Annotated in this window: 11 protein-coding genes; 3 read left to right on the top strand and 8 right to left on the bottom strand. The window is 61.1% G+C overall.

Annotation, left to right across the window (positions count from 1 at the left end; translation table 11 throughout):
* Positions 1 to 56 precede the first annotated feature (56 nt).
* The 8 genes from nagB to PUQ42_RS07980 all read right to left on the bottom strand — a co-directional run bounded on the left by nagB (position 57) and on the right by PUQ42_RS07980 (position 13,858).
* A complete protein-coding gene (gene nagB / locus PUQ42_RS08015) occupies positions 57 to 857 on the bottom strand; it encodes a glucosamine-6-phosphate deaminase (RefSeq protein ID WP_122119483.1) in 801 nt (266 codons plus the stop codon).
* A 24-nt stretch (positions 858 to 881) separates the two neighbouring features.
* Positions 882 to 2,831: a 6-phosphogluconolactonase gene (locus PUQ42_RS08010; RefSeq protein WP_273372738.1), complete on the bottom strand. Its 1,950-nt coding sequence runs from the start codon at positions 2,829 to 2,831 to the stop codon at positions 882 to 884.
* 29 nt (positions 2,832 to 2,860) lie between these two features.
* Entirely contained in the window at positions 2,861 to 3,508 is a 648-nt protein-coding gene (locus tag PUQ42_RS08005) for a carbohydrate-binding family 9-like protein (protein WP_273372742.1), read from the bottom strand.
* A 19-nt stretch (positions 3,509 to 3,527) separates the two neighbouring features.
* Positions 3,528 to 4,625, bottom strand: coding sequence for a phosphotransferase enzyme family protein (locus PUQ42_RS08000; RefSeq protein WP_273372735.1), 1,098 nt, complete (start codon positions 4,623 to 4,625; stop codon positions 3,528 to 3,530).
* Positions 4,626 to 4,786: 161 nt separating this feature from the next.
* Positions 4,787 to 5,803, bottom strand: coding sequence for a DUF5017 domain-containing protein (locus tag PUQ42_RS07995; protein WP_273372732.1), 1,017 nt, complete (start codon positions 5,801 to 5,803; stop codon positions 4,787 to 4,789).
* 23 nt (positions 5,804 to 5,826) lie between these two features.
* Positions 5,827 to 7,695, bottom strand: coding sequence for a RagB/SusD family nutrient uptake outer membrane protein (locus PUQ42_RS07990; RefSeq protein ID WP_273372729.1), 1,869 nt, complete (start codon positions 7,693 to 7,695; stop codon positions 5,827 to 5,829).
* Positions 7,696 to 7,717: 22 nt separating this feature from the next.
* A complete protein-coding gene (locus tag PUQ42_RS07985) occupies positions 7,718 to 10,873 on the bottom strand; it encodes a SusC/RagA family TonB-linked outer membrane protein (protein WP_273372726.1) in 3,156 nt (1,051 codons plus the stop codon).
* Between the two features lie 33 nt (positions 10,874 to 10,906).
* A complete protein-coding gene (locus tag PUQ42_RS07980; RefSeq protein WP_273372723.1) occupies positions 10,907 to 13,858 on the bottom strand; it encodes a chondroitinase family polysaccharide lyase in 2,952 nt (983 codons plus the stop codon).
* A 241-nt stretch (positions 13,859 to 14,099) separates the two neighbouring features.
* Here PUQ42_RS07980 and PUQ42_RS07975 point away from each other — a divergent pair, with 241 nt between their 5' ends.
* Genes PUQ42_RS07975 through PUQ42_RS07965 form a run of 3 tightly spaced genes read left to right on the top strand, consistent with a single transcriptional unit; the run spans position 14,100 to position 19,915 of the window.
* Positions 14,100 to 15,314 (top strand): YyaL domain-containing protein, encoded by a 1,215-nt coding sequence (locus tag PUQ42_RS07975; RefSeq protein WP_273372721.1) that lies wholly within the window; start codon positions 14,100 to 14,102, stop codon positions 15,312 to 15,314.
* A 19-nt stretch (positions 15,315 to 15,333) separates the two neighbouring features.
* The gene (locus PUQ42_RS07970; RefSeq protein WP_273372719.1) at positions 15,334 to 18,366 is read left to right on the top strand and encodes a chondroitinase family polysaccharide lyase; all 3,033 of its coding nucleotides are present in this window, start codon (positions 15,334 to 15,336) and stop codon (positions 18,364 to 18,366) included.
* Between the two features lie 10 nt (positions 18,367 to 18,376).
* Entirely contained in the window at positions 18,377 to 19,915 is a 1,539-nt protein-coding gene (locus PUQ42_RS07965) for a sulfatase family protein (RefSeq protein ID WP_420534956.1), read from the top strand.
* Positions 19,916 to 19,923: the final 8 nt, after the last annotated feature.

The raw sequence follows: 19,923 nt of genomic DNA, 5'->3' as shown, positions 1-19,923 counted from the left end.
TTCGGAGAGGAGCGTTTGGCTCCCTTCCGGAAGGAGGACCCCCCCCTTAACTCCGGCTACTTCGAGATCAGATTGTCCTTCTCGATGTCCTTGAAATAGCGGTAGGTGGCTACGCGCAGCTCCTCGGCGGCCGGGTCGTCGCACACCAGAATGCCGTTCGGGTGCACCTGCAGCGCCGAGATCGTCCACTGGTGGTTGTATGCCCCCTCGACGCCGTGACGCACGGCGCGAGCCTTCTTGTGGCCCGTGGCCAGGATCAGCACCTTCTTGGCCGAAAGCACCGTCCCGACGCCGACCGTCAGTGCCGTCTTCGGCACCAGCGTCACGTCGCCGCCGAAGAAGCGCGAGTTGACCTGAATCGTATCCTGCGTCAGCGTCTTGACGCGCGTGCGGGAGTTCAGCGACGAGAAGGGCTCGTTGAAGGCGATGTGGCCGTCTTCGCCCACGCCGCCCATGAAGAGGTCGATGCCGCCGGCCTCGACGATGCGCGCCTCATAGTCGGCACACTCCTTGACCAGATCCTCGGCGTTGCCGTCCAGAATATTGACATTCTCGGGCTTGATGTCGATGTGCTTGAAGAAGTTGTTCCACATGAACGAGTGGTAGCTCTCGGGGTGCTCCTCCGGCAGACCGACGTATTCGTCCATGTTGAACGTGATGACGTTCTTGAACGATACTTCGCCCGTCTTGTGGCGGCGGATCAGCTCCTTGTAGGTTTCCAGCGGCGTCGAGCCGGTCGGGAGTCCCAGCACGAAGGGTGATTTCGTCACCTGCTCCTTGGCCTTGATCTGCTGGATGATGTAGTTGGCAGCCCACTGGGCTACCTGCTGCGGGGTGTTTTCAATGATTAAACGCATGTTGTAACGTTTTTTGTTGATTCCTTAGAACATTCTCACAAAGACCTCGATGGCCTGATATTCGGCCATGCCCAGCTGGTCGTAGAGCTTGGCCGTGTGCTGTGTACGCTCCTCGGCGCGCTGCCAGAACTCGCGCGGGTCGTCGCCCGGGAAGGGCATGATATCCTTCTGCGAGAGGTGGCGGTAGATGGCGTGACGCTTCATGATCAGCTCGTCGGGCGACAGGGGCACCGCCATGTCGACCATGCCGAGATCCCACTCCATCCAGGCGCCGCGGTAGAGCCACAGGTGGCAGCCCTTCATCCACTCGTCGTCCTTGACGATCTCCAGCGCGGCCAGCACGGCCTCCATGCAGGTGCGGTGCGTGCCGTGGGGGTCGGCCAGGTCGCCGGCGGCATAGATTTGGTGAGGCTTGATCTCACGCAGCAGGTTGACGATGATGTTGATGTCCTTTTCGGTGAGCTGGCCCTTCTTGATGCCGCCCGTTTCGTAGAACGGCAGGTTGAGGAAGTGGGCGTTCGTGTCGGGGTTCAGACCGAACGAGCGGACGGCGGCACGGGCCTCGGCGCGGCGGATCGAACCCTTCAGATCGAGCAGTGCACGCGGTTCGGGTTCGCCCTTCTTCTTGCTGGCGATGATCTTCTTGACCTCCTCGTAGTGGTCGGCGTAGCCCAGTTCGCGGGCCGTGTCGATATTCTGTACGACGACATCGTCGTGTACGGCGACGTTGCCCGACGTTTCGTAGGCGACGTGTACGTCGTGACCCTGCTGGACGAGGCGGATGAACGTACCGCCCATCGAGATGACGTCATCGTCGGGGTGCGGCGAGAAGATCACCACGCGTTTGGGGAAGGGCGTTGACGGTACGGGACGCGTTGAGTCGTCGGCATTGGGTTTGCCGCCCGGCCAGCCCGAGATGGTGTGCTGCAGGTCGTTGAAGACGTCGATGTTGATCTGGTCGAACGTGCGGCCCTGTTCGAGCAGTTCGCCCAGCGAGTTTTCGATATAGTCCTTGTAGGTAAGCTTCAGGATCGGCTTCTTGACCACGCCGCAGAGCCATACGACGGCCTTGCGGACGAATTTCGGGGTCCATTCGCAGGGTCCGACCATCCACGGGGTCTGTTCGCGGGTGAGCAGTTGTGCGGCGTTTTCGTCGATCACCACCTCGATATTGGGGTGGGCCTGCAGGTAGGAGGCGGGGACCATTTCGGAGATCTCGCCCTCGACCACCTTCTGGATGATGCGGGCCTTCTCCTCGCCCCAGGCCATGAGGATGATGCGGTCGGCGCGCATGATCGTGTCGATACCCATCGTGATGGCCATCTTGGGGGTGTTCTCCAGTCCGAAGAAGGAGCTTGACTGGATCTTGCGTGTGTTGTAGGTCAGCTGAACCAGCCGGGTGCGCGAACGCGAGTAGGAGCCCGGTTCGTTGAACCCGATCTGACCGTCCTCGCCCACGCCGATGATCATCAGGTCGATGTGGCGTACGGCCAGGTCATACGAGGCGCAGTACTCCGAGATGCGCTCTTCGGGCACCGTACCGTCCGGAATGTGGACATTCTCGGGCAGGATGTCGATGTGGTTGAGGAAATCCTCGTGGATGCGGAAGTTGCGGCTCTGCTGTTCGGAGGATTTGATCGGGTAGAACTCGTCGAGGCTGTAGACGGCCACGTTCTGGAAGCTGATCTGCCCCTCCTGGTGACGTTTGACCAGTTCGCGGTAGAGACCCAGGGGCGTGCGGCCCGTCGTGAGACCCAGGACGAAGGGCTGAGCCTCTTCGTAGACCTCGTTCGAGGAGTGGATTTCGTTGTAGGTGCGGATGGCCTTCACGATCGTGTCGGCCACGTACTGTACACCCTGGTATTCGTTTTCGTAGACCCGGGTGTGGATTTTTTCGTAGCGATGGATGATGTCGCGCGGAGCCGAGTCGGCGATCAGGCCGCCGTCTTTCGGCAAGGAATACTTGTTGTTCATTTTGATGTTATGAATTGCATATTTTCGGTTTACTTTTCAAAAAGGATCCGTTCGAAGAATTCGGGGCGATGGAAATCGGGCTTCTCCGTTTGAATGGGGCGCCACGAGAGGAAATGCGGATGGGAGAGGTTGTCGCCGCATTTGTAGAGGTTGATACGGGCCTCCAGACCGCTCCAGTCGTCGATCCGGTGACAGAAGAGCGCCTGCGGCGGGATGGCCAGCATCACCGACCAGTGGTTGTCGCCTTCGCGCTCCTCGAAGGGTTCGCCGAAGGGGAGGCTGGTCGTACGTTTGACCCGGTCGATGATCTCCTGCCGGGCGCGGTTGGCATCGGCGCGCGAATGCTGGTATCCGAGCAGCATGTGTCCGATACAGGTGGTTTCGAAGTTGTAATAGCCCGAGTCGTTTCCCGGCGAGATGAAGAACTCCACGCAGGAGTCGGTCCATACCTGGCCGTTGTCCCTGTCTACGCGGGCGGCGGTGTAGTTCTCCTCGACATCGAAGCGCAGCATCAGCAGCTTGCCGGTGTGGAACATCCGGAAGCGCACCTGCGGGGCATAGGGATAGTCGTCGGGCCAGTTGCAACAGGCAATCGGTCGCGGACTGATTTGTGCGAAAGCCTCTTCGACGGCTTTCCGGTTTTCGGGGTCGATGCCCTCGATCTTGCGAATCTCCATCATCACTTTCACTGTTTTGTCAGTTGTATTTGGCGACCGTTTCGCGGACGATGCGGCACATCTCGGTGTATTGCTCCTCCATGCTTTGCAGGAGTTTGTATTGGGCATGCGTGCGCACGAGGTTGTGCTCCGGGTATTTGATCTTGTAGTAGAGGTCTCCGTCGATGTAGTCCATCAGGAAGCGCAGCACCTGTTCGTAGGTGATGTACCGGGCCGAGAAGGCCAGGTGGTCGATCTCCGACTGCGTCAGCTGGCGGGCCCGCTGCGAGAGATAGCCCTCGGTGTAGGCGCGGAACATCTCGATCGACATGCCGACGCGTGAGAGGTCGCGGTCGTCCTCGTCGCCCGTATTGGTGTAGGAGCGGATGGCGTCGCCGAAGTCGTTGAGCGACGTGGAGTTCATCACCGTATCCAAGTCGATGGCGCACAGGACGCGTCCCTGCTTGTCGAAGAGGATGTTGTTGATTTTCGTGTCGTTGTGGGTGACGCGGGTGGGAATCGTACCATCCTCGACCAGCTTCCAGAAATCGAGCATCTCCGCGCGGCGCGACTCGATCCATCCGATCTCCGTCGCAAGGTCTTTCACCCGTCCGGCGGCATTGCGTTTCAGCGCCTCGTCCCACTGCACGAAGCGGTAGCGGATGTTGTGGAAGCCGGGGATCGTCTCGACGAGCGGCTCCGTAAAGTCGGCCAGCTGGGCCTGGAACTTGCCGATCCCCTCGCCGCCCTTGCGGGCGAGTTCCGGAGAGTCGGCCTTGTTGTAGGCCACCGTGTCGGCGATATAGACCGTGACGGCCCAGTATTCGCCCTCGGGATCGACGTAGTAGAGTTTTCCGTCGCGGGTCGGGACGACGGTCATCGCCTCGCGCATCGGGTCGCCGCCTTCGGCAATGACCCTGCGGCGGATGTGTTCCGTCACCTTGCGGATGTTCTCCATCATGCCCGGCACATCGGGGAAAATGCTTTTGTTCTTGCGTTGGAGGATGTAGTCCGGGGCATTGCCGGCGGTCCGGATGAGGAAGGTGTCGTTGATGAATCCGTCGCCCAGCGAGTCGATCGAGTCGATCGTCCCCTGCAGGGCGAAATGCGATGCTATGTCTTGCAATGCGGCTTTCATAAGGCGGTGGTCGTTTCGGTTTCAGATAAAATTCGGGAACTGCTCCCTAAGCACTCCAAAGATATTCAAAATAACGCACATATGCAACCCGGAAAAGCAAAAAAGCCTGCTTTCCGAGGAGAAAAAAGCAGGCTTTGAGACTTCATTTCGAATGGGTTGCGTTATTCGATAGGGTCAATAACGGTGAAGGTCACCTCATAGGTCTGAATCCCGGATTCGCCCTGGTAGTTGCCATTGGCGACGACGAAGGTGACCGTATAGGTTCCGGGCTTGTCGTAGGTGTACGAGTAGCTCTTCACGTCGTCCGTGACGCCCTTGATGCTCAGGCCCGTATCGGGAGAGGTAAGGTTAAGGGACATTGGCGTCGAGAATATCCACGTGTCGATCAGATACGGACACATCGTTCCCGATTCGATGGCGTTCAGGATGATGTTGCCGGCATTCTGACCGTACTGCAGGTATCCGATCTTCGAACCTGTCGAGTAGGTATCGTACTCTTTGCCGGCCATTTCGTTGGCCATATTGAAGTTGACGAACTGCAGATCCGTGTAGCTCAGCAACGTCGATTCGCGGTTTTTGAACTTGACCTCCAGTGACGTGTTGATGTAGTAGTTTCGCTGGGCGGTGACATCCTTGGGGTGCCAGCGGATCAGCAGTGTGAAGTTGTCGGTCAGGGCGGTGCCGTTGCCGTCGACGTCGAGCAGGTTGCAGGTGGTGGTGCCCCACTGGCCGCTTTTGCTCTCTTCATTGACCTCCAGGCGGGTCCAGTCGGCGAAGTTGCCGGCTTCGATGGCTTCGATTGTGGCTTTGTCGGTTGCGGCATTGTCTCCCGCGAGTCCCTCGAAGCGGTCCGATGCGTAGACTTGGACGTCTCCCGTGTTTGAGCCCGAACGGCGTGACAGGGAGAAGGTCAGTTGACAGGTTTCGAGCTCCGATTTGGGCATGGTCGTACGGTCGCGGTAGCGGTATTCGTGGCCGACGTCGCCGCTCCAGAAGGTGATATAGTCGGCGTTGCCTTCGAAGTTGAAGACGACGGGTTCGCCGACGCGGTAGGTGTTCGTCGGGGCGAGCCGCACGGCAAAGTCCAGCGGTTCGTAGATTTCGTCGTGGTCGCACGAACTTCCCGCAACTGCGAGGGCGAGAGCTGCGGCAAGATATGTGATCGGTTTTGTTTTCATCGTATGCGCTGCTGTTGTGCGTTTTACCATAAGGGATTCTGTGTGAGGGCGTGGTTCACGGCCAGCTCCTTGGTCGGGATCGGCAGGTAGATGTGCCGTTCGGAGACGTTGGCATAGGTCGAGGCCGCATAGTCGGTGTAGGTGACGTTGCGGTATTTGTTTTCCGCCGGGATGTTGGTGCCGGCCTGATGCATCCGATCGACGAAGATGCCCCAGCGGATCAGGTCGTATTTGCGCAGTCCCTCGAAGACCAGTTCACGTCCGCGCTCGTTGCGCACCAGTTCGCGGAACGACTGCGGGTCGTTCAGCTGGTTTTCGTTGGTCTGGATGCCGGCCCGGGTGCGGATCTCGCGGATGGCCTCCTTGGCGATGTCGTCGGGGGCGCCGTTGTACTCGTTGACCGCCTCGGCATACATCAGCAGCACGTCCGAGTAGCGCAGCAGCGGGAAGTTGATCGTCGTGTAGAGGTTTTTGGCCGACATCTGGTTTTCGTAGAGGGTCTCGCGGCGCCACTTGCCCGCATTGCGGATGGCGCACATCACGTCGGGGTTGTAGACCAGGTCGTTCAGATCGAACTTGCCTTCGACCTCCTCGAGTCCTTCGATCGTGCGCAAGGCGAAGTTGTTGTTGTAGTTCCACGGCGTGCGGTGCATGCTGCGGGTTTGCAGCAGAATGCCCTTTTTGTCCACTCCGTCGATCTTGTAGGAGATTTCGCGGCCTCCGGTTTCGTGCGATCCGCTGTAGCCCTGGAAGTTGTAGCCCGGGAGGTTCCAGATCCGGCGCCGGTCGATGACCATCTTTCCGGCGATGTTGTCCTCGTCGTCCGCCGTACTCAGGTCGCTCTCCACGCGGTCGGTCTCCGAATAGAGTTGCCAGAGGGTGTACGAACCGTTGTAGAAGCCGTAGGAGTAGTTGCAGGCCCACTCCGAGTAGTTGGTGTTGGTCGACTGCGATTTCAGTCCGATCAGGTCACCGATACGGCCGTTGGTCCACTTGTCCGCACTGGTCCGGTCGCCGAGGAACTCGGCCTCCCACATCGACTCGTGATACTGCGTGTCATACTGGTCCCGGATCATGTTGATGAAGACCTCCTCGTAGCTCGGGTTGAGGTGATGCTTGCCCGATTCGATCACCTTGTAGGCCCAGTCGGCGGCCTTCTTGTACATCTCCTTTTTCGGGAGGCCCTCCACCTCGGCTACGGATTCGCCGGCCATGAAGAGGTAGATCCGGGCCAGAATGCCTTCGGCCACGGTCTGGCTGACGCGCGAGGGGGTCTGGTCGACCTCCGGATCGAGATCGCCGACGACGGCCTCGATCTCGTCCACGCACCATTTGAGCACCTGCTCCTGGGGTGTTGCGGCCAGCTGCACGTCATTGGGGTTGGGCGAGGTGGCCGCCTCCACGCGCAGGGGCACGTCGCCCCAGGCCTGGGCCAGCAGGAAGTGGTAATAGGCCCGCAGGAACCGGGCTTCGGCCACGTATCGGCTTTTCGGTGTCGAGAGATCCTCGGGATCGATCTGCGAGGCCTCGACGCCCTTGATGTACTCGTTGGCATTCTTGATGCCCTGATAGAGTTTGAGCCAGGCGTCGTAGATGACGGCTGTTCCGGCCGTATGGTTGTAGCGGTCGGGGCGGGTGTCGATGTTGTTGTAGTTGTTGAAGTAGCAGAGGTCGTCGGCGTTGCTGATCTGCAGCGAATAGTAGTTTCCGTAGAGCTCCTCGCTGCTCAGCGGGCCGTAGACACCCGCCAGACCGTACTGGAGTTTGGTCTCGGAGGTGTAATAGTTCTCTGCGGGGATGATCTGCGGGTCGGTGTCGAGGAACGAGCAGGCCGAGAGAGCCGTGCCGAAGAGCGCCAGGGTCCCCAATCGGTATATGTTTTTCATTTTCATGACGAGATGGTGCTTTTGGACGTTAGAACGTGATGTTTACACCGGCCGTGAACCCGTAGGCACGGGGATAGGCCGACCAGTCGAACCCGGGCGTAAGCACCGAGTTGCGGGTCGAGACCTCGGGGTCGGGACCGCTGTAGTTGGTCCAGGTCCAGATGTTGTCGGCCGAGACGTAGAGGCGCAGCGAGCTGATGCCGGCCTTGCGCAGCTGGCGGCTCGGGATGGTGTATCCGAGCGAGACGTTTTTCAGCCGCAGGAACGAACCGTCCTCGATCACGCGCGACGAATACTCCTCGCTGCCCGTAGCGGCTGCGCGCGGAGTGTCGGAGGTCGGGTTCGACGGGGTCCAGCGGTTGGCATACGAGGCCAGCTGGTTGGTCTGGGATTTCCAGCCCGACTCGAAGATCAGCCGGTTGGCGTTGAGAATGTCGTTGCCGTAGCTCCACGAGAAGAAGATGTTCAGGTCGAAGTTCTTCCAGGTGAAGTTGTTGCTGAAGCCGCCCGTATGGAGGGGCTGGCCGCAACCGATGATCGTACGGTCGTAGTCGTCGATCTTTCCGTCGCCGTTCATGTCGCGGTATTTCATGTCGCCGGGCTGCATCTTGTTGCCCTTGTAGGCGGGGATGCCGTCGCGCAGGTTGCCGGCGGCGTCGAAATCCTCGGGCTTGTAGGTTCCGTCGTAGATGAAGCCGTACATCATGCCCGTGGGTTTGTTCACCTGCGAGATGTAGGGGAACTGCGAGTTGAAGTGGGTCTCCCAGGTGACGGAGGTCTGCAGCGTGTTCTGGTTGTCGACCAGCGCCAGGATGCGGTTGCGGTTGAAGGCGATGTTGAACGAGGTCGACCACTGGAACTGACGCGTCTTGATGTTGACCGTCTCGAGCGTGAACTCGAATCCGCGGTTGCGGATCTTGCCGATGTTGAGCATGCCCTGTTCGTAGCCGCTCGTGGCGGGCAGCAGGGCGTAGAGCAACAGGTCGCGCGTCACCTTGTCATACCAGTCGGCCGTCACCTTGAGGCGGTCGTCGAAGAATCCCAGGTCGATGCCGACGTTCCACTGCTCGGTGGTCTCCCACTTGAGGCGGTCGTTGGCCATGTTCGAGAAGTAGTAGCCCGGGACGCGCTGACCGTCGAAGACGTAGTCGAACGAATCGCCCGAACCCGGCGTGACGGTGATCTGCGAATAGAAGTCGTAGGGGGTCTGGGTGCGGTTGTTACCCGTCAGACCCCACGAGAAGCGGAGTTTTCCGTTCGTGAGCCAGTCGGATTTCTTGAAGAGGTTCTCGCGGTTGAAGTTCCACGAGGCGCCCACCGAGGGGAAGTAGCCCCAGCGGTTGCCGGCGGGGAATTTCGACGATCCGTCGGCGCGGAACGAGAAGGTCAGATAGTACTTGTAGCGGAAGTTGTAGTTCGCGCGCAGGAACATCGACATCATCCGCCAGTCGTAGTAGTTGCTCGGCACGCTCTGATAGCTTCCGGTGTAGATGCCGGCGATGCCGAGCTCCTCGGAGGTGATCTGCGTCGAGGAGATTCCCTCGTAGGTATTGTTCTGGCCCTGCAGCGAAAGTCCGACCATCATGTCGACGTTGTGGTTGCGGCCGAAGCGGCGCTTGTAGTTGAGCGTGTTTTCGTTGGTCCAGCTCGACTGGTCGGTCCAGTAGATGGCTCCGTTGACCCCCTTTCCGCTCGGCGAGCCGGGGTATCCCGTGTAGGTCTCCGTGCCGTTGAACTCTTCGCGGCGGCGCTTGTTGAGCACATAGCCGCCCGTGGTCTTGAAGGTCAGCTCGGGGGTGATCTTCCACGTCAGGGCGATATTCGAGTTGAGGTAGTCGACCAGCGTCTTGCGGTACTCGTTCTGAGCGGTCTTGACCGGGTTGAAGCGGTAGTCGTTCGACCCGTCGACCGACTCGTCGATGATCGTGTTGAGCAGATCCTGCCCGGGCTTGCCTACGGGACGGTAGCCCCAGACCGAATACATCAGCCAGCCCGACGACGAGGAGGTCGTTTCGGCCGTGGTGGGGTTCACGCCGTTGGTGGCCGTGCGCGAGTAGTTGACGTTGGCGTTCAGCGAGAGTTTCTTGGTGATCGGGAGCGTGAAGTTGGCCTTGCCCTGATAGCGCTGGAAGTTCGAGCGGATGATGATACCGTCCTGGTCCAGGGCCGAGAATCCGACATTGTAGCGCAGACCCTCCTTGGTTCCGCCCGAGAGCGAGACGTTGTAGTTCTGCTGGAAGGCCGTGCGGTAGAGTTCGTCCTGCCAGTCGATGCCGGGGATGTTGCGGTAGTCGTCGAGGGTGAGGTTGCGGCCCAGCTCCTCGCTGTAGCTGTAGTAGGAGCTCTCCATCGAGGTGGGGCTGACCAGCTCGTCCTGCAGGCGGACGAACTCGTAGCCGTCCATCAGGTCGATCTTGTTGGCGATGTGGCTCATCGAGAACGAGGCGCTGAAGTTGACGGTGGGTTTGCCCTCCTTGCCGCGTTTGGTGTTGATGACGATGACGCCGTTGGCGCCGCGCGCACCGTAGATGGCCGTTGCGGAGGCATCCTTCAGCACGTCGATCGACTCGATGTCGGCGGGGTTGATCGACGTGGCGAACGACCCTTCGGAGGGGAATCCGTCGATGATGTAGAGCGGGGCGTTGCTCTGCGTGAGGGAGTTGTTTCCGCGGATGGTGATGTTGGCCTCGGCGCCCAGCGAACCGTCGCCCGTGGTGACGACCACGCCGGCGATGCGTCCGCCCAGGGCCTGGTCGAAGCTCGTGACGTTGGCCTTCATCATGGTACCCAGGTCGGCCTTGGCCACCGAACCCGTCAGGTCACGGCGCGTGGTGGTGCCGTAACCGATGTTGACGATCTCGACGGCCCCCAGCTGTGTAGCCTCTTCCGTCATCTTGACGTTGATGGCCGTTCGTTTGCCGACCATCTCCTCGACGGTCGTATATCCCAGGTAGGAGAAGACCAGCGTCTGGTTTTCGGCGACCTTGATCGCGTAGTTTCCGTCGACGCCGGTGGTGGTGCCGGTGGTGGTCCCTTTGACCACGACGTTGACACCGATCAACGGGACGTTGTTCGAGTCGACCACTCGTCCGACCACGTTGTTCTGTGCGAAAGCCTCACCGCTCAGCAGGACCGACAGGGTCAGCAGACACGCTGCGGCCGTTCGTTTGAGTGCTTTTTTCATAAATGATTCTGGTAGGTTGTGGGGTAAATGGGGTTATTTCTTCTTCAGGTGGAACTCCACGGGCTGCCCGTGCCGGCAGGTGACCTTGAGCCGGGTGGCGTCGGCCGCGGGGGTCAATTCGACGCCGGCGGCCGGAACCGTGAGTTCCCAGGTCCCGCTCAGCAGCAGTTGCTTTTCGATGGGCTGGCTCTCCTGACGCGTGGTGTAGCTCTTTTCGGTGATTCCCAGATCGGGCGTGCAGACGCTCATGACGACCTCGCCTTCGGGCGTCGTGCGCTCCATGACGATCGTCTGGTCAGTCACCTCGCGGAGCAGACCGTCGCCCCGGTACTCCTCGAAGCAGACATATCCGGTGATTCCCGTCTGCAGGTCCTTCACCACGTGGGCCGCATTGTCCTTGCGCAGCACCTCGTATTCGTCCTTCTTGAGCAGGCGGTTGATCTCCTTGTTCGAGGGCTGGATGTAGACGACGTATTCGTATCCGGCCTGTTTCGGGGCGCGGCCGTGGTCGATCCATGCCGAGGCGAAGTCGCCGGTCTGCATGGCGTGTGTCTTGTCGTTGGGCGAGGACTGCTCCTGCTTGGCGATGTTCAGCACGGCGACGTCCTTCACCACGTAGAAGTTGCCCTTCGTGTCGGAGATCACCACGCGCTCACCGCTCTTCGAGAGTTGGAGCGGGAAGGTGTCGTAGATCTGGCCGTCGACCTCCAGCGCTTCGCCGCGATCCTCCATGTTGAGCTGGAAGAGGGTGGTTTCGGTGGGGTACGACGTATTGTTGTTGTCGATGCCGCTGCCGAGGAAGACCATCCGGTTGTCGAAGCAGAAGACGGTCTTGTAGGCCGTGGCGCCGGGGGTGAAGTTCTTGCGGTTGCCCTCCGTGAGATGCAGTACCAGAATACCGTTTTGCCCCTCGAGCGACGAGGCGCCCGAGAACCGGTTGGGGTTGCGCTCCATGAGCGTGCCGGGGAGCGGGCTGTTCAGTTCGGCCCACGGCAGGTGGATGGTGGTGGCGCCGGGCACGCGGTTCCAGTCCCAGCCCTCCTGTTTGAATCCGCTGTCGAAGGCCGTCACGGGGTTGCCCGAGCCGATGATCGGCGCCGTGCCGTAGCTCTGGTAGCGGCCGTAGCGGTTGTCGCGGGTGTAGATCTCCGAGCCCCAGACATCCGTGTTGAAGGCCTTGAGGGTGACCATCCAGTCGGCGCGGCGGTGGATGCCCAGGGCGCCGTAGTTGTAGACGAAGAAGCCCGAAGGGGTGGGCCCGGTCTCGATCCCCTCCTTTTTGAAGAGGCTGTTGAGCTCCTTGTCGGTGCCTTTCAGACGCAGGTAGGCGCCGGCCAGTTCCGGATCGACGGCCTTGCCGCTGCCGGTCAGGTCGCCCAAGGCGGCCAGATAGCCGAAGGCGTTGACATCGGCATCGGGGATGCGGCCGTTCTTGTTCAGCGGGTGACGGCCGGCGATACCGATACCCCAGTCGCGCAGGTTGGTGTAGTTGGCCATGGTCATCAGCGCCAGCTTGAAGCACTTGCGGCCCTGTTCCGTGAGGTTGAACTCGGTGCCGCGGACCGCCTTGCAGTAGTACCCGATGGCGGCGAAGGCGCCGGTCGAGTAGGCGGGGTAGAGGCCGCCGTGGTGGAAGGTGGTGCCGTCGACCTTGATGCCGCCGATGGTGCCCGGGGTGAAGTCCAGACTCCCGGACATCCAGCGCGAGAGCCCCTTCATGGCGCGCAGCTGTTCGGCTTCGGTGGGGAGCATCAGGGCGCTGATGAGCTTGGGCATGAGCAGCGTATGCCACGAGTCGAGCAGCTCGTCGCGGCCGTAGACGTAGGGTTTGCGCGTCTCGGAGAGTCCGCTCCAATAGGCCAGCACGCGGATATACTCGTCGGTTTTGCCGCGCTGGGCGATGCGGTCGCGCATGAGCCACATGGCGTCGTAGATCTTGCGCACGTTGTAGCCGTAGTGGTGGTTCGTGCCGTTGCCGTGGCCGAAGGCGAAGCCCTGGTCGATGGCGTAGTCCATGACCAGGAAGAAGTCGTCCTCGTATTTCGGATCGTTGTTGATGTAGCTGTTCAGGGCGAAGGCGTTGAGCATGTTCTCGATGTCGTCCAGACGCAGTTCGCCCTTCGTGCGGTTGCACTCGTCGTTCGAGAGCAGCGGGGCGCCGATGATCCCGCCGTCGTCCGTGCGGTGGATCCCGGCGGCCGCGAAGGTCTTCAGCGCACGCGGGATGATCGTGCCGTTGATGTAGTTGGCGCTCGACATGTTGGCCTCGACGATCGAGGTGATGCGCGACTTGACCAGATCGAGCTCCTGCTTTTCTTCGGGGGTGAGTTCGTGCAGCGGCTCGTCGTACGTGTACTGCTCCCATTCCCAGAGGCGGGCCCAGTGCCAGAGCGAACGCTTGAGGTTGCAGTTGTTGTCGGGGATCTGCTGGTCGGGGGTGATCTGGTCGTGGAGTTTGGTTTCGGCGAAGGTCAGGCGGTCGAGGAAGAGTTCGCCGCTCGTGACGCCCTCGGGGGTGGAGATCACCATGCGCGAGATCTGCTGCGAGGAGTGGTCGCCGGGCATGTCGCCGTACTTGATCCAGCAGGCGCGCCATCCGGTGAAATCGAGGTGAAAATCAAAGTAATAGGGGGTTTCGCCCGTCGGGGTTTCGAAGGCGAAGTGCAGATCGGCATCGACGGCCCGGGGGTTGTAGATCCAGAGCATGATGCCGGCTTTCTTGACGCGGAACGAGCGCATGAGCTGTCCGAAATCGTTGTATTGGAGCGTCGAGGGGGCTGTCCAGCTCCAGAGCATCGACTGCTGTCCGTCCTTGAAGTGCTTCGTGCTGGGGGTGAGGGTGCTGTTGTCTCCGGCGACGAAGGCCTTGGGGATTCCCGTTTCGAAATTGATTTTTGCATCAATGGCGGCGTGGACGGGGAGGCTCCCGAGGATGGTTGTAAGCGTCAAAACGGCTGATAATCCGTATAATAAGGTCTTTTTCATGCGATTCAATTTGTTCAAAAATAACGAAAGAATCCGTTCTGCCCAAATTTGAGGCAGAGAAAATGACAAAAATTTACGTAGTATTGGAAAAAAATGTTAAAAAATAGGGGTAAGTCTGGAAATTATTTTATCTTTGTGCACAAAGTGCGGTTGGGTTAGTGAAAAAATAATGGAATGGAGGGGTTGATAAATCTGTCTTCCATACAAATGTGTAATTTTTATAATCGGTAAATTCGAATTTATGACTGTTATTTCAAGATGCGCGACAGCCGCGCTGCTTGCCGGAGGAGTCATTGCTTGTACGCAGGCCCCGAAGACAACCTCGATCATCGACGACAACGTGGCCGTAGCCAAACAACAGCTCGCCATGCTGGCCGATTCGAGCGAAACGGGCGGCGTGATCCGCATACCCTCGACCTACAAGAACGGACGCATCGACTATGTGCCGACGGATGACTGGGTGAGCGGCTTCTTTGCCGGTTCGCTCTGGTACATGTACGAACTCACGGGCGACGAGGCGTGGGCCGACCGGGCACGCAAGCATACCGAGATCCTTGACTCGATCCAGTATCTGCAGTGGCACCACGACGTGGGCTTCATGATCTACGACAGCTATGGAAACGGCCTTCGGCTGAAGAATATCCCCGGATACAAGGAGGTGATCGTGCAGACGGCCCGGTCGCTGGCGACGCGTTTCCGCGAGGTGCCGGGCGTCATCCAGTCGTGGGATGCCGACCGCGGCTGGCAGGGTGAGCGGGGCTGGCAGTGCCCGGTGATCATCGACAACATGATGAACCTCGAGCTGATGTTCAAGGCCACGGAGTTCTCGGGTGACAGTACCTTTTATAATATAGCGGTGAGCCATGCCGACCGCACGATGAAAGAGCACTTCCGCGACGACTACAGCTGCTACCACGTGGTGGACTACGATCTCAAGGACGGTCACGTGCGGGGACGCTGCACGGCACAGGGTTATGCCGATGAGTCGGCCTGGGCGCGCGGACAGGCGTGGGCCGTCTACGGTTATACGACCTGCTACCGCTATACGGGCGACAAGCGCTATCTGGACCACGCGGAGAAGGTGGCCTCGTTCGTGCTCAACGACAAGAACATGCCCGAGGATCTGGTTCCCTACTGGGACTACGACGCGCCGAATATCCCGAACGAGCCGCGCGATGCCTCGACGGCCGCCATTCTGGCTTCGGCCTTCTACGAGATGTACACCTATACGAACAACGCCCTCTACAAGGAGAAGGCCGACCGGATGATCGAGTCGCTCTCGTCGCCGGCCTACCGGGCTCCGGTGGGAGAGAACGGCGGCTTCCTGCTGATGCACTCGGTGGGCAGCATCCCGCACGGCAGCAACGTTGACGTGCCGCTGAACTACGCCGACTACTACTTCCTCGAGGCGCTGATCCGCAAGGGTCACGTCGAGGCGGGCGAACCGCTGTTCTGATGCGAAAGGAGGTGGGCGCATGCGCAGGGTGATTCTTCTTGCCGCGGCCGCTGTCTGGTCGCTGACCCTCTCGGCCCAATCGGCCGGGGAGGTGGCTGACGCGCGGATTCTCTCGTTCGAGGAGTCTGCGGCGCCGCTGGTGGCCGGACGCGGTTCGACGCTCTCCCTCTCCGCGGAGCACTACAAGCTGGGCAGCCATTCGGCCTGCTGGCAGTGGTCGCAGCGCGGTGCGCAGCTGCGCATCGACGCACCGATCGGTTATCTGTCCGAGAATCCCAATCCGCGCGAAACCTCCGTCTCGACCTTCGTCTTCTGGGTCTACGCCCCGGAGGCTGTCGAGGGGAGTCTGCGCTTCGAGTTCCGCAAGCAGGGACGTACCTGCGCATGGTTCGACTACGGACTGGGATTTACGGGCTGGCGCGGGGCCTGGGTAGCTTTCGACCGCGACATGCAGGGCCGGCCCGAAGAGGGAATGGATCAACTGGTCGTGACGGTCGAGGGGGCCCGGCGGGGCAAACTCTTCCTCGACCACTGGATCCTCTCCTCGTTCCAGGACGTACGGCACCATACGGCCGACTTCCAGGCGCCGTTCATCAATGCCGGTACGACGAACCACTGGCTGGTGCTGTTGGAGTCGTGGCGCCATCCGATGCCGGAGGCTCCGGAGTCAATCGACGAGGCGACCGTCCGCGACATGGCGACGGTCGGGGAGCGTCTGCGCGAACTGCTTCTCGAGGGAAAGAAACCTCTGCCGCTGGAGACCCTGCGCCGGCACTTCGAACAATACGGTATCCGCGAGAATGCGGACGGTACGCTGTGCGGCAAACCGATCTGGTTCGTGCGTTATGCCGAGACCTATATCAATCTGGGCCACCCGGACGTGGCGAAACTCTACGCGGCGAACGATCAGTTGCTGCGCGGCTACAACGACTTTCTGCTGCAGATTGCCGTGGCGCATGAAACATCCGCCGATCCGGCCGAACGGGCCGAACTGGAGCGGATGTATCTGCTGTTGACGCGCCATCTGCTGGATCAGGGCTTTGCGGCGGGGAGTGCCCAGGGCACGCTCCACCACCTGGGCTACAGCATGCGCAACTTCTATACGGCGCCGGTCCTCATGCGTGACGTACTGCGCCGCGCCGGGCTGGCGGACGACGTGCAGCAGGCCATGGAGTGGTTCTCGGGGGTCGGAGAGGTGAAACTCCCTCCCGCAACGCCGGGCATGGATATCGACGCCTTCAATACGTCGCTGATCGGCCGTCTGGCGAGCATCGTGATGCTGCCCGACACACCGCGGAAGGCGGCCTATCTGGAGGCCTTCTCGCGCTGGGTCGACAACGGCTACAAGATTACCGAGGGGACGAGCCCCTGCTTCAAGAGCGACGGCACGGTCTTCCACCACCGCCACCACTATCCGGCCTATGCCGTCGACGGCTTCAGCGGCGGGGCGGTCAATGCCGTGTGGCTGTTGTCGAAGACGCGCTTTGCCGTGAGTCGGGAGAGCCACGAGATTCTGAAACGGGCGCTGCTGGAGATGCGATTCTACTGTAACCTGCGGTCGTTCCCGCTGGCCCTGTCGGGACGTCATCCCGACGGGAAGGGGGCGCTGGTTCCGTGGCACTACGCGCGGCTGGCCGTGGCCGGTTCGCCCGACGGCCGGGAGCCGATCGACTCGGACCTGGCGGCGGCCTATCTGCGTCTGAATCCGGCGGCGGACTCCTACGCCCGTCTTTTCGTGGAGCAGGGCTTTACGGCCGAACCGTCGCCCGAAGGGACGCACGTCTACGGCTACAATGTATCGCTGTCGCACCGGCGTGGTGACTGGCTCGTCACGGTGGCCGGCCACAGCCGCTACCTGTGGGCGGCGGAGATCTACCAGGGGGCCAACCACTACGGGCGTTACCTGACGTACGGAAGCCTGCAGCTGTTGGGCGACGGCGATCCGGTGAGTGCCTTCGGCAGCGGTTTCCGCCAGGAGGGGTGGGACTGGTGCCACATCCCCGGAACGACGGCCCTCGAGATTCCGATGGAGCAGATGAAGGCCGATATCCGCAACGTCGACACCTTCTCGGGCTACGAGGAGATGCTCCTGTCGGACGAGGCGTTTGTCGGCGGCGTGAGCCACGGGGGACGCGACGGCCTCTTTGCCATGAAACTCCACGACCACGACAAGTACAACGGTTCGCTGCGGGCCCTCAAGTCGTTCTTCCTCTTCGACAACCGCATCGTCTGCCTGGGGTCCGACATCGGGAACCGCGCCGACGGAGGCGTCCACACGACGCTGTTCCAGAACTGGCTGGCGGATCCGGCCGGGGCGATCGAGGTCAACGGCGAACGGATCACGGACTTCCCTTACGAGACAACCCTCTCCGAGGGGGCCGTTCTGCGCGACAATCTGCGCAACCTCTATATCGTTCCGCAGGGGCGGGTCTGCGTCGGGAAACGCCACCAGCATTCGCTGCACGAGGAGACCGACGCCCCGACCGAGAACGACTTCGCCACGGCGTGGATCGACCACGGACGCGGTGCGGTCGACGGCTGTGGATACGAATACCTGATGGTGGTCCATGCGTCGGATGACGAGGCGGCCTGTTATGCCGGGGAACTTCCCTACGAGGTGCTGCGGTGCGATTCGACGGCCCATATCGTGCACGACCGGCCGACGGATATCGTCGGCTATGCGCTCTTCCGGGGCGGCGAGGTCGGCGAAGGATTGTTGGAACGGGTTTCGATGCCGTCGCTGGTGATGATCGGCGGCGGGGAGGAGTCGCTGACGGTCAGTGTGTCCGATCCCGACCTGCGCTTCTACGAGGGGCCGAGCGACGAGGTGTTTGATGCCGACGGCAAGCGCGTCGAGCGGAGCATCTATTCGCGCGAGTGGATCGACAACCCCTCGGGCGAATCCCTTCTGGAGGTGACGCTCCGGGGGCGTTGGGCGCTGAAGGAGGCGGACAAAGGGTGCCGGGCCGAGATCGACGGCGATCGTACGGTGGTGACCTTTGCGTGCCGCGAGGGGGCGACGCGTGAGGTGACGCTCAAATCCATGAATTAGTTGAAAAATGATGCAAGTCCGAAGAATACTTCCGTTTGCGGGGCTAGCCCTGACGGCCTGTACGGGGACGCCGGCGGCCGAGCGCCCCAATGTGATCTATGTTTTCCCGGATCAGTACCGCAACTCCTCGCTGGGTTTCTGGTCCGATCCGGAATTTGCCGCGCAGGTGAACTGGTGCGGCGATCCGGTCTCGACGCCCAACCTCGACCGCTTTGCGCGCGAGGCCACGGTGCTGAGCGAGGCGGTGAGCAACTGCCCGCTGAGCAGTCCTCACCGCGGCATGCTCCTTTCGGGGATGTATCCCGAGCGGAGCGGCGTGGTGCTGAACTGCATGTCGGAGCGGCCGGAGAGTTCGCTGCGCGAGGATGCCGAGTGTATCGGCGATGTCTTCTCGGCGGCGGGCTACGACTGCGCCTACATCGGCAAGCTGCACGTCGACTTTCCGACGCGCAACAACCCCCAGCGTCCGGGGACCTATGTGAGCGACGCCGTGCCGGAGTGGGACGCCTATACGCCTCCCGAACGGCGCCACGGCTTCAACTACTGGTATTCGTACGGCACCTACGACGTCCACAAGCATCCCCACTACTGGGATACGGAGGGACGCCGGCACGATGTCGACGAGTGGTCGCCGCAGCACGAGGTGACGAAGGCGATCGAGTACATTGAAAACCGGGATTCCCGGCGTGATTCCCGAAAGCCCTTCTTTCTGATGCTGGGGATCAATCCGCCCCATTCGCCCTACGCCTCGACCGACGACTGCGACCTGGAGGGGTATGAACTCTACCGCGACAAGTCGCTCACCGAACTGCTCGTGCGGCCGAATGCCGACACGACGATGGCCAAGGCTGCGGCCGCCCGCTACTACTTTGCCAACGTGAGCGGCATCGACCGCGAATTCGGACGGTTGCTTCGGGCTTTGGACGATGCCGGTCTGACCGACCATACGATCGTCGTCTTCGCCTCGGACCACGGCGAGACGATGACCAGCCACTCGACCAGCGATCCGAAGAACTCGATCTGGCGCGAGTCGCTGAACATCCCCTTCCTGGTGCGCTATCCGGGGCATGTCCCCCACCGGGTGGACGACCTGTTGCTCTCGACGCCCGACATCATGCCGACGCTGCTCGGACTGGCGGGGCTTGCCGACCGCATCCCGGCGAGTGTCGAGGGGCGCGACTTTTCGGCCCTGCTGCGTCAGGATGCCGTGCAGCCCGAACGTCCGCGTGCGGCGCTCTATCTGCGCAACCTCGACGGCGAGCGCGATTCCGCGGGGATGGTCCGCGGCTTCTTCCCCGAGGCCCGGGGGCTGAAGACCGCCACCCATACGATGGAACTGGCGATCGATCGCAGCGGGACGTTGAAACGGGTGCTGTTGTACGACGACGTGCGGGATCCCTACCAGATGCAGCCGCTCGATCCCAAGGCGTGCCCCGAGCTCTTCGCCTCGCTGTGCGGCGAACTGGCCGTGCTGCTTCGCGAGAACGACGACGTCTGGTATCGGGAGCGCGTGTTGGCGGAGTGGATCCCCTATGATAAGGAAAACTAAATTGAAGA

The sequence above is a fragment of the Alistipes megaguti genome (assembly GCF_944320325.1).
GTDB classification, from domain to species: Bacteria; Bacteroidota; Bacteroidia; order Bacteroidales; family Rikenellaceae; genus Alistipes; species Alistipes megaguti.
This window is presented reverse-complemented; position numbering and strand designations above follow the sequence as displayed.

Excerpts from the sequence above, each read along its gene's own strand:
- nagB (WP_122119483.1), bottom strand. The coding sequence starts at position 857 with ATGCGTTTAATCATTGAAAACACCCCGCAGCAGGTAGCCCAGTGGGCT.
- PUQ42_RS08010 (WP_273372738.1), bottom strand. The coding sequence starts at position 2,831 with ATGAACAACAAGTATTCCTTGCCGAAAGACGGCGGCCTGATCGCCGAC.
- PUQ42_RS08005 (WP_273372742.1), bottom strand. The coding sequence starts at position 3,508 with ATGGAGATTCGCAAGATCGAGGGCATCGACCCCGAAAACCGGAAAGCC.
- PUQ42_RS08000 (WP_273372735.1), bottom strand. The coding sequence starts at position 4,625 with ATGAAAGCCGCATTGCAAGACATAGCATCGCATTTCGCCCTGCAGGGG.
- PUQ42_RS07995 (WP_273372732.1), bottom strand. The coding sequence starts at position 5,803 with ATGAAAACAAAACCGATCACATATCTTGCCGCAGCTCTCGCCCTCGCA.
- PUQ42_RS07990 (WP_273372729.1), bottom strand. The coding sequence starts at position 7,695 with ATGAAAATGAAAAACATATACCGATTGGGGACCCTGGCGCTCTTCGGC.
- PUQ42_RS07985 (WP_273372726.1), bottom strand. The coding sequence starts at position 10,873 with ATGAAAAAAGCACTCAAACGAACGGCCGCAGCGTGTCTGCTGACCCTG.
- PUQ42_RS07980 (WP_273372723.1), bottom strand. The coding sequence starts at position 13,858 with ATGAAAAAGACCTTATTATACGGATTATCAGCCGTTTTGACGCTTACA.
- PUQ42_RS07975 (WP_273372721.1), top strand. The coding sequence starts at position 14,100 with ATGACTGTTATTTCAAGATGCGCGACAGCCGCGCTGCTTGCCGGAGGA.
- PUQ42_RS07970 (WP_273372719.1), top strand. The coding sequence starts at position 15,334 with ATGCGCAGGGTGATTCTTCTTGCCGCGGCCGCTGTCTGGTCGCTGACC.
- PUQ42_RS07965 (WP_420534956.1), top strand. The coding sequence starts at position 18,377 with ATGCAAGTCCGAAGAATACTTCCGTTTGCGGGGCTAGCCCTGACGGCC.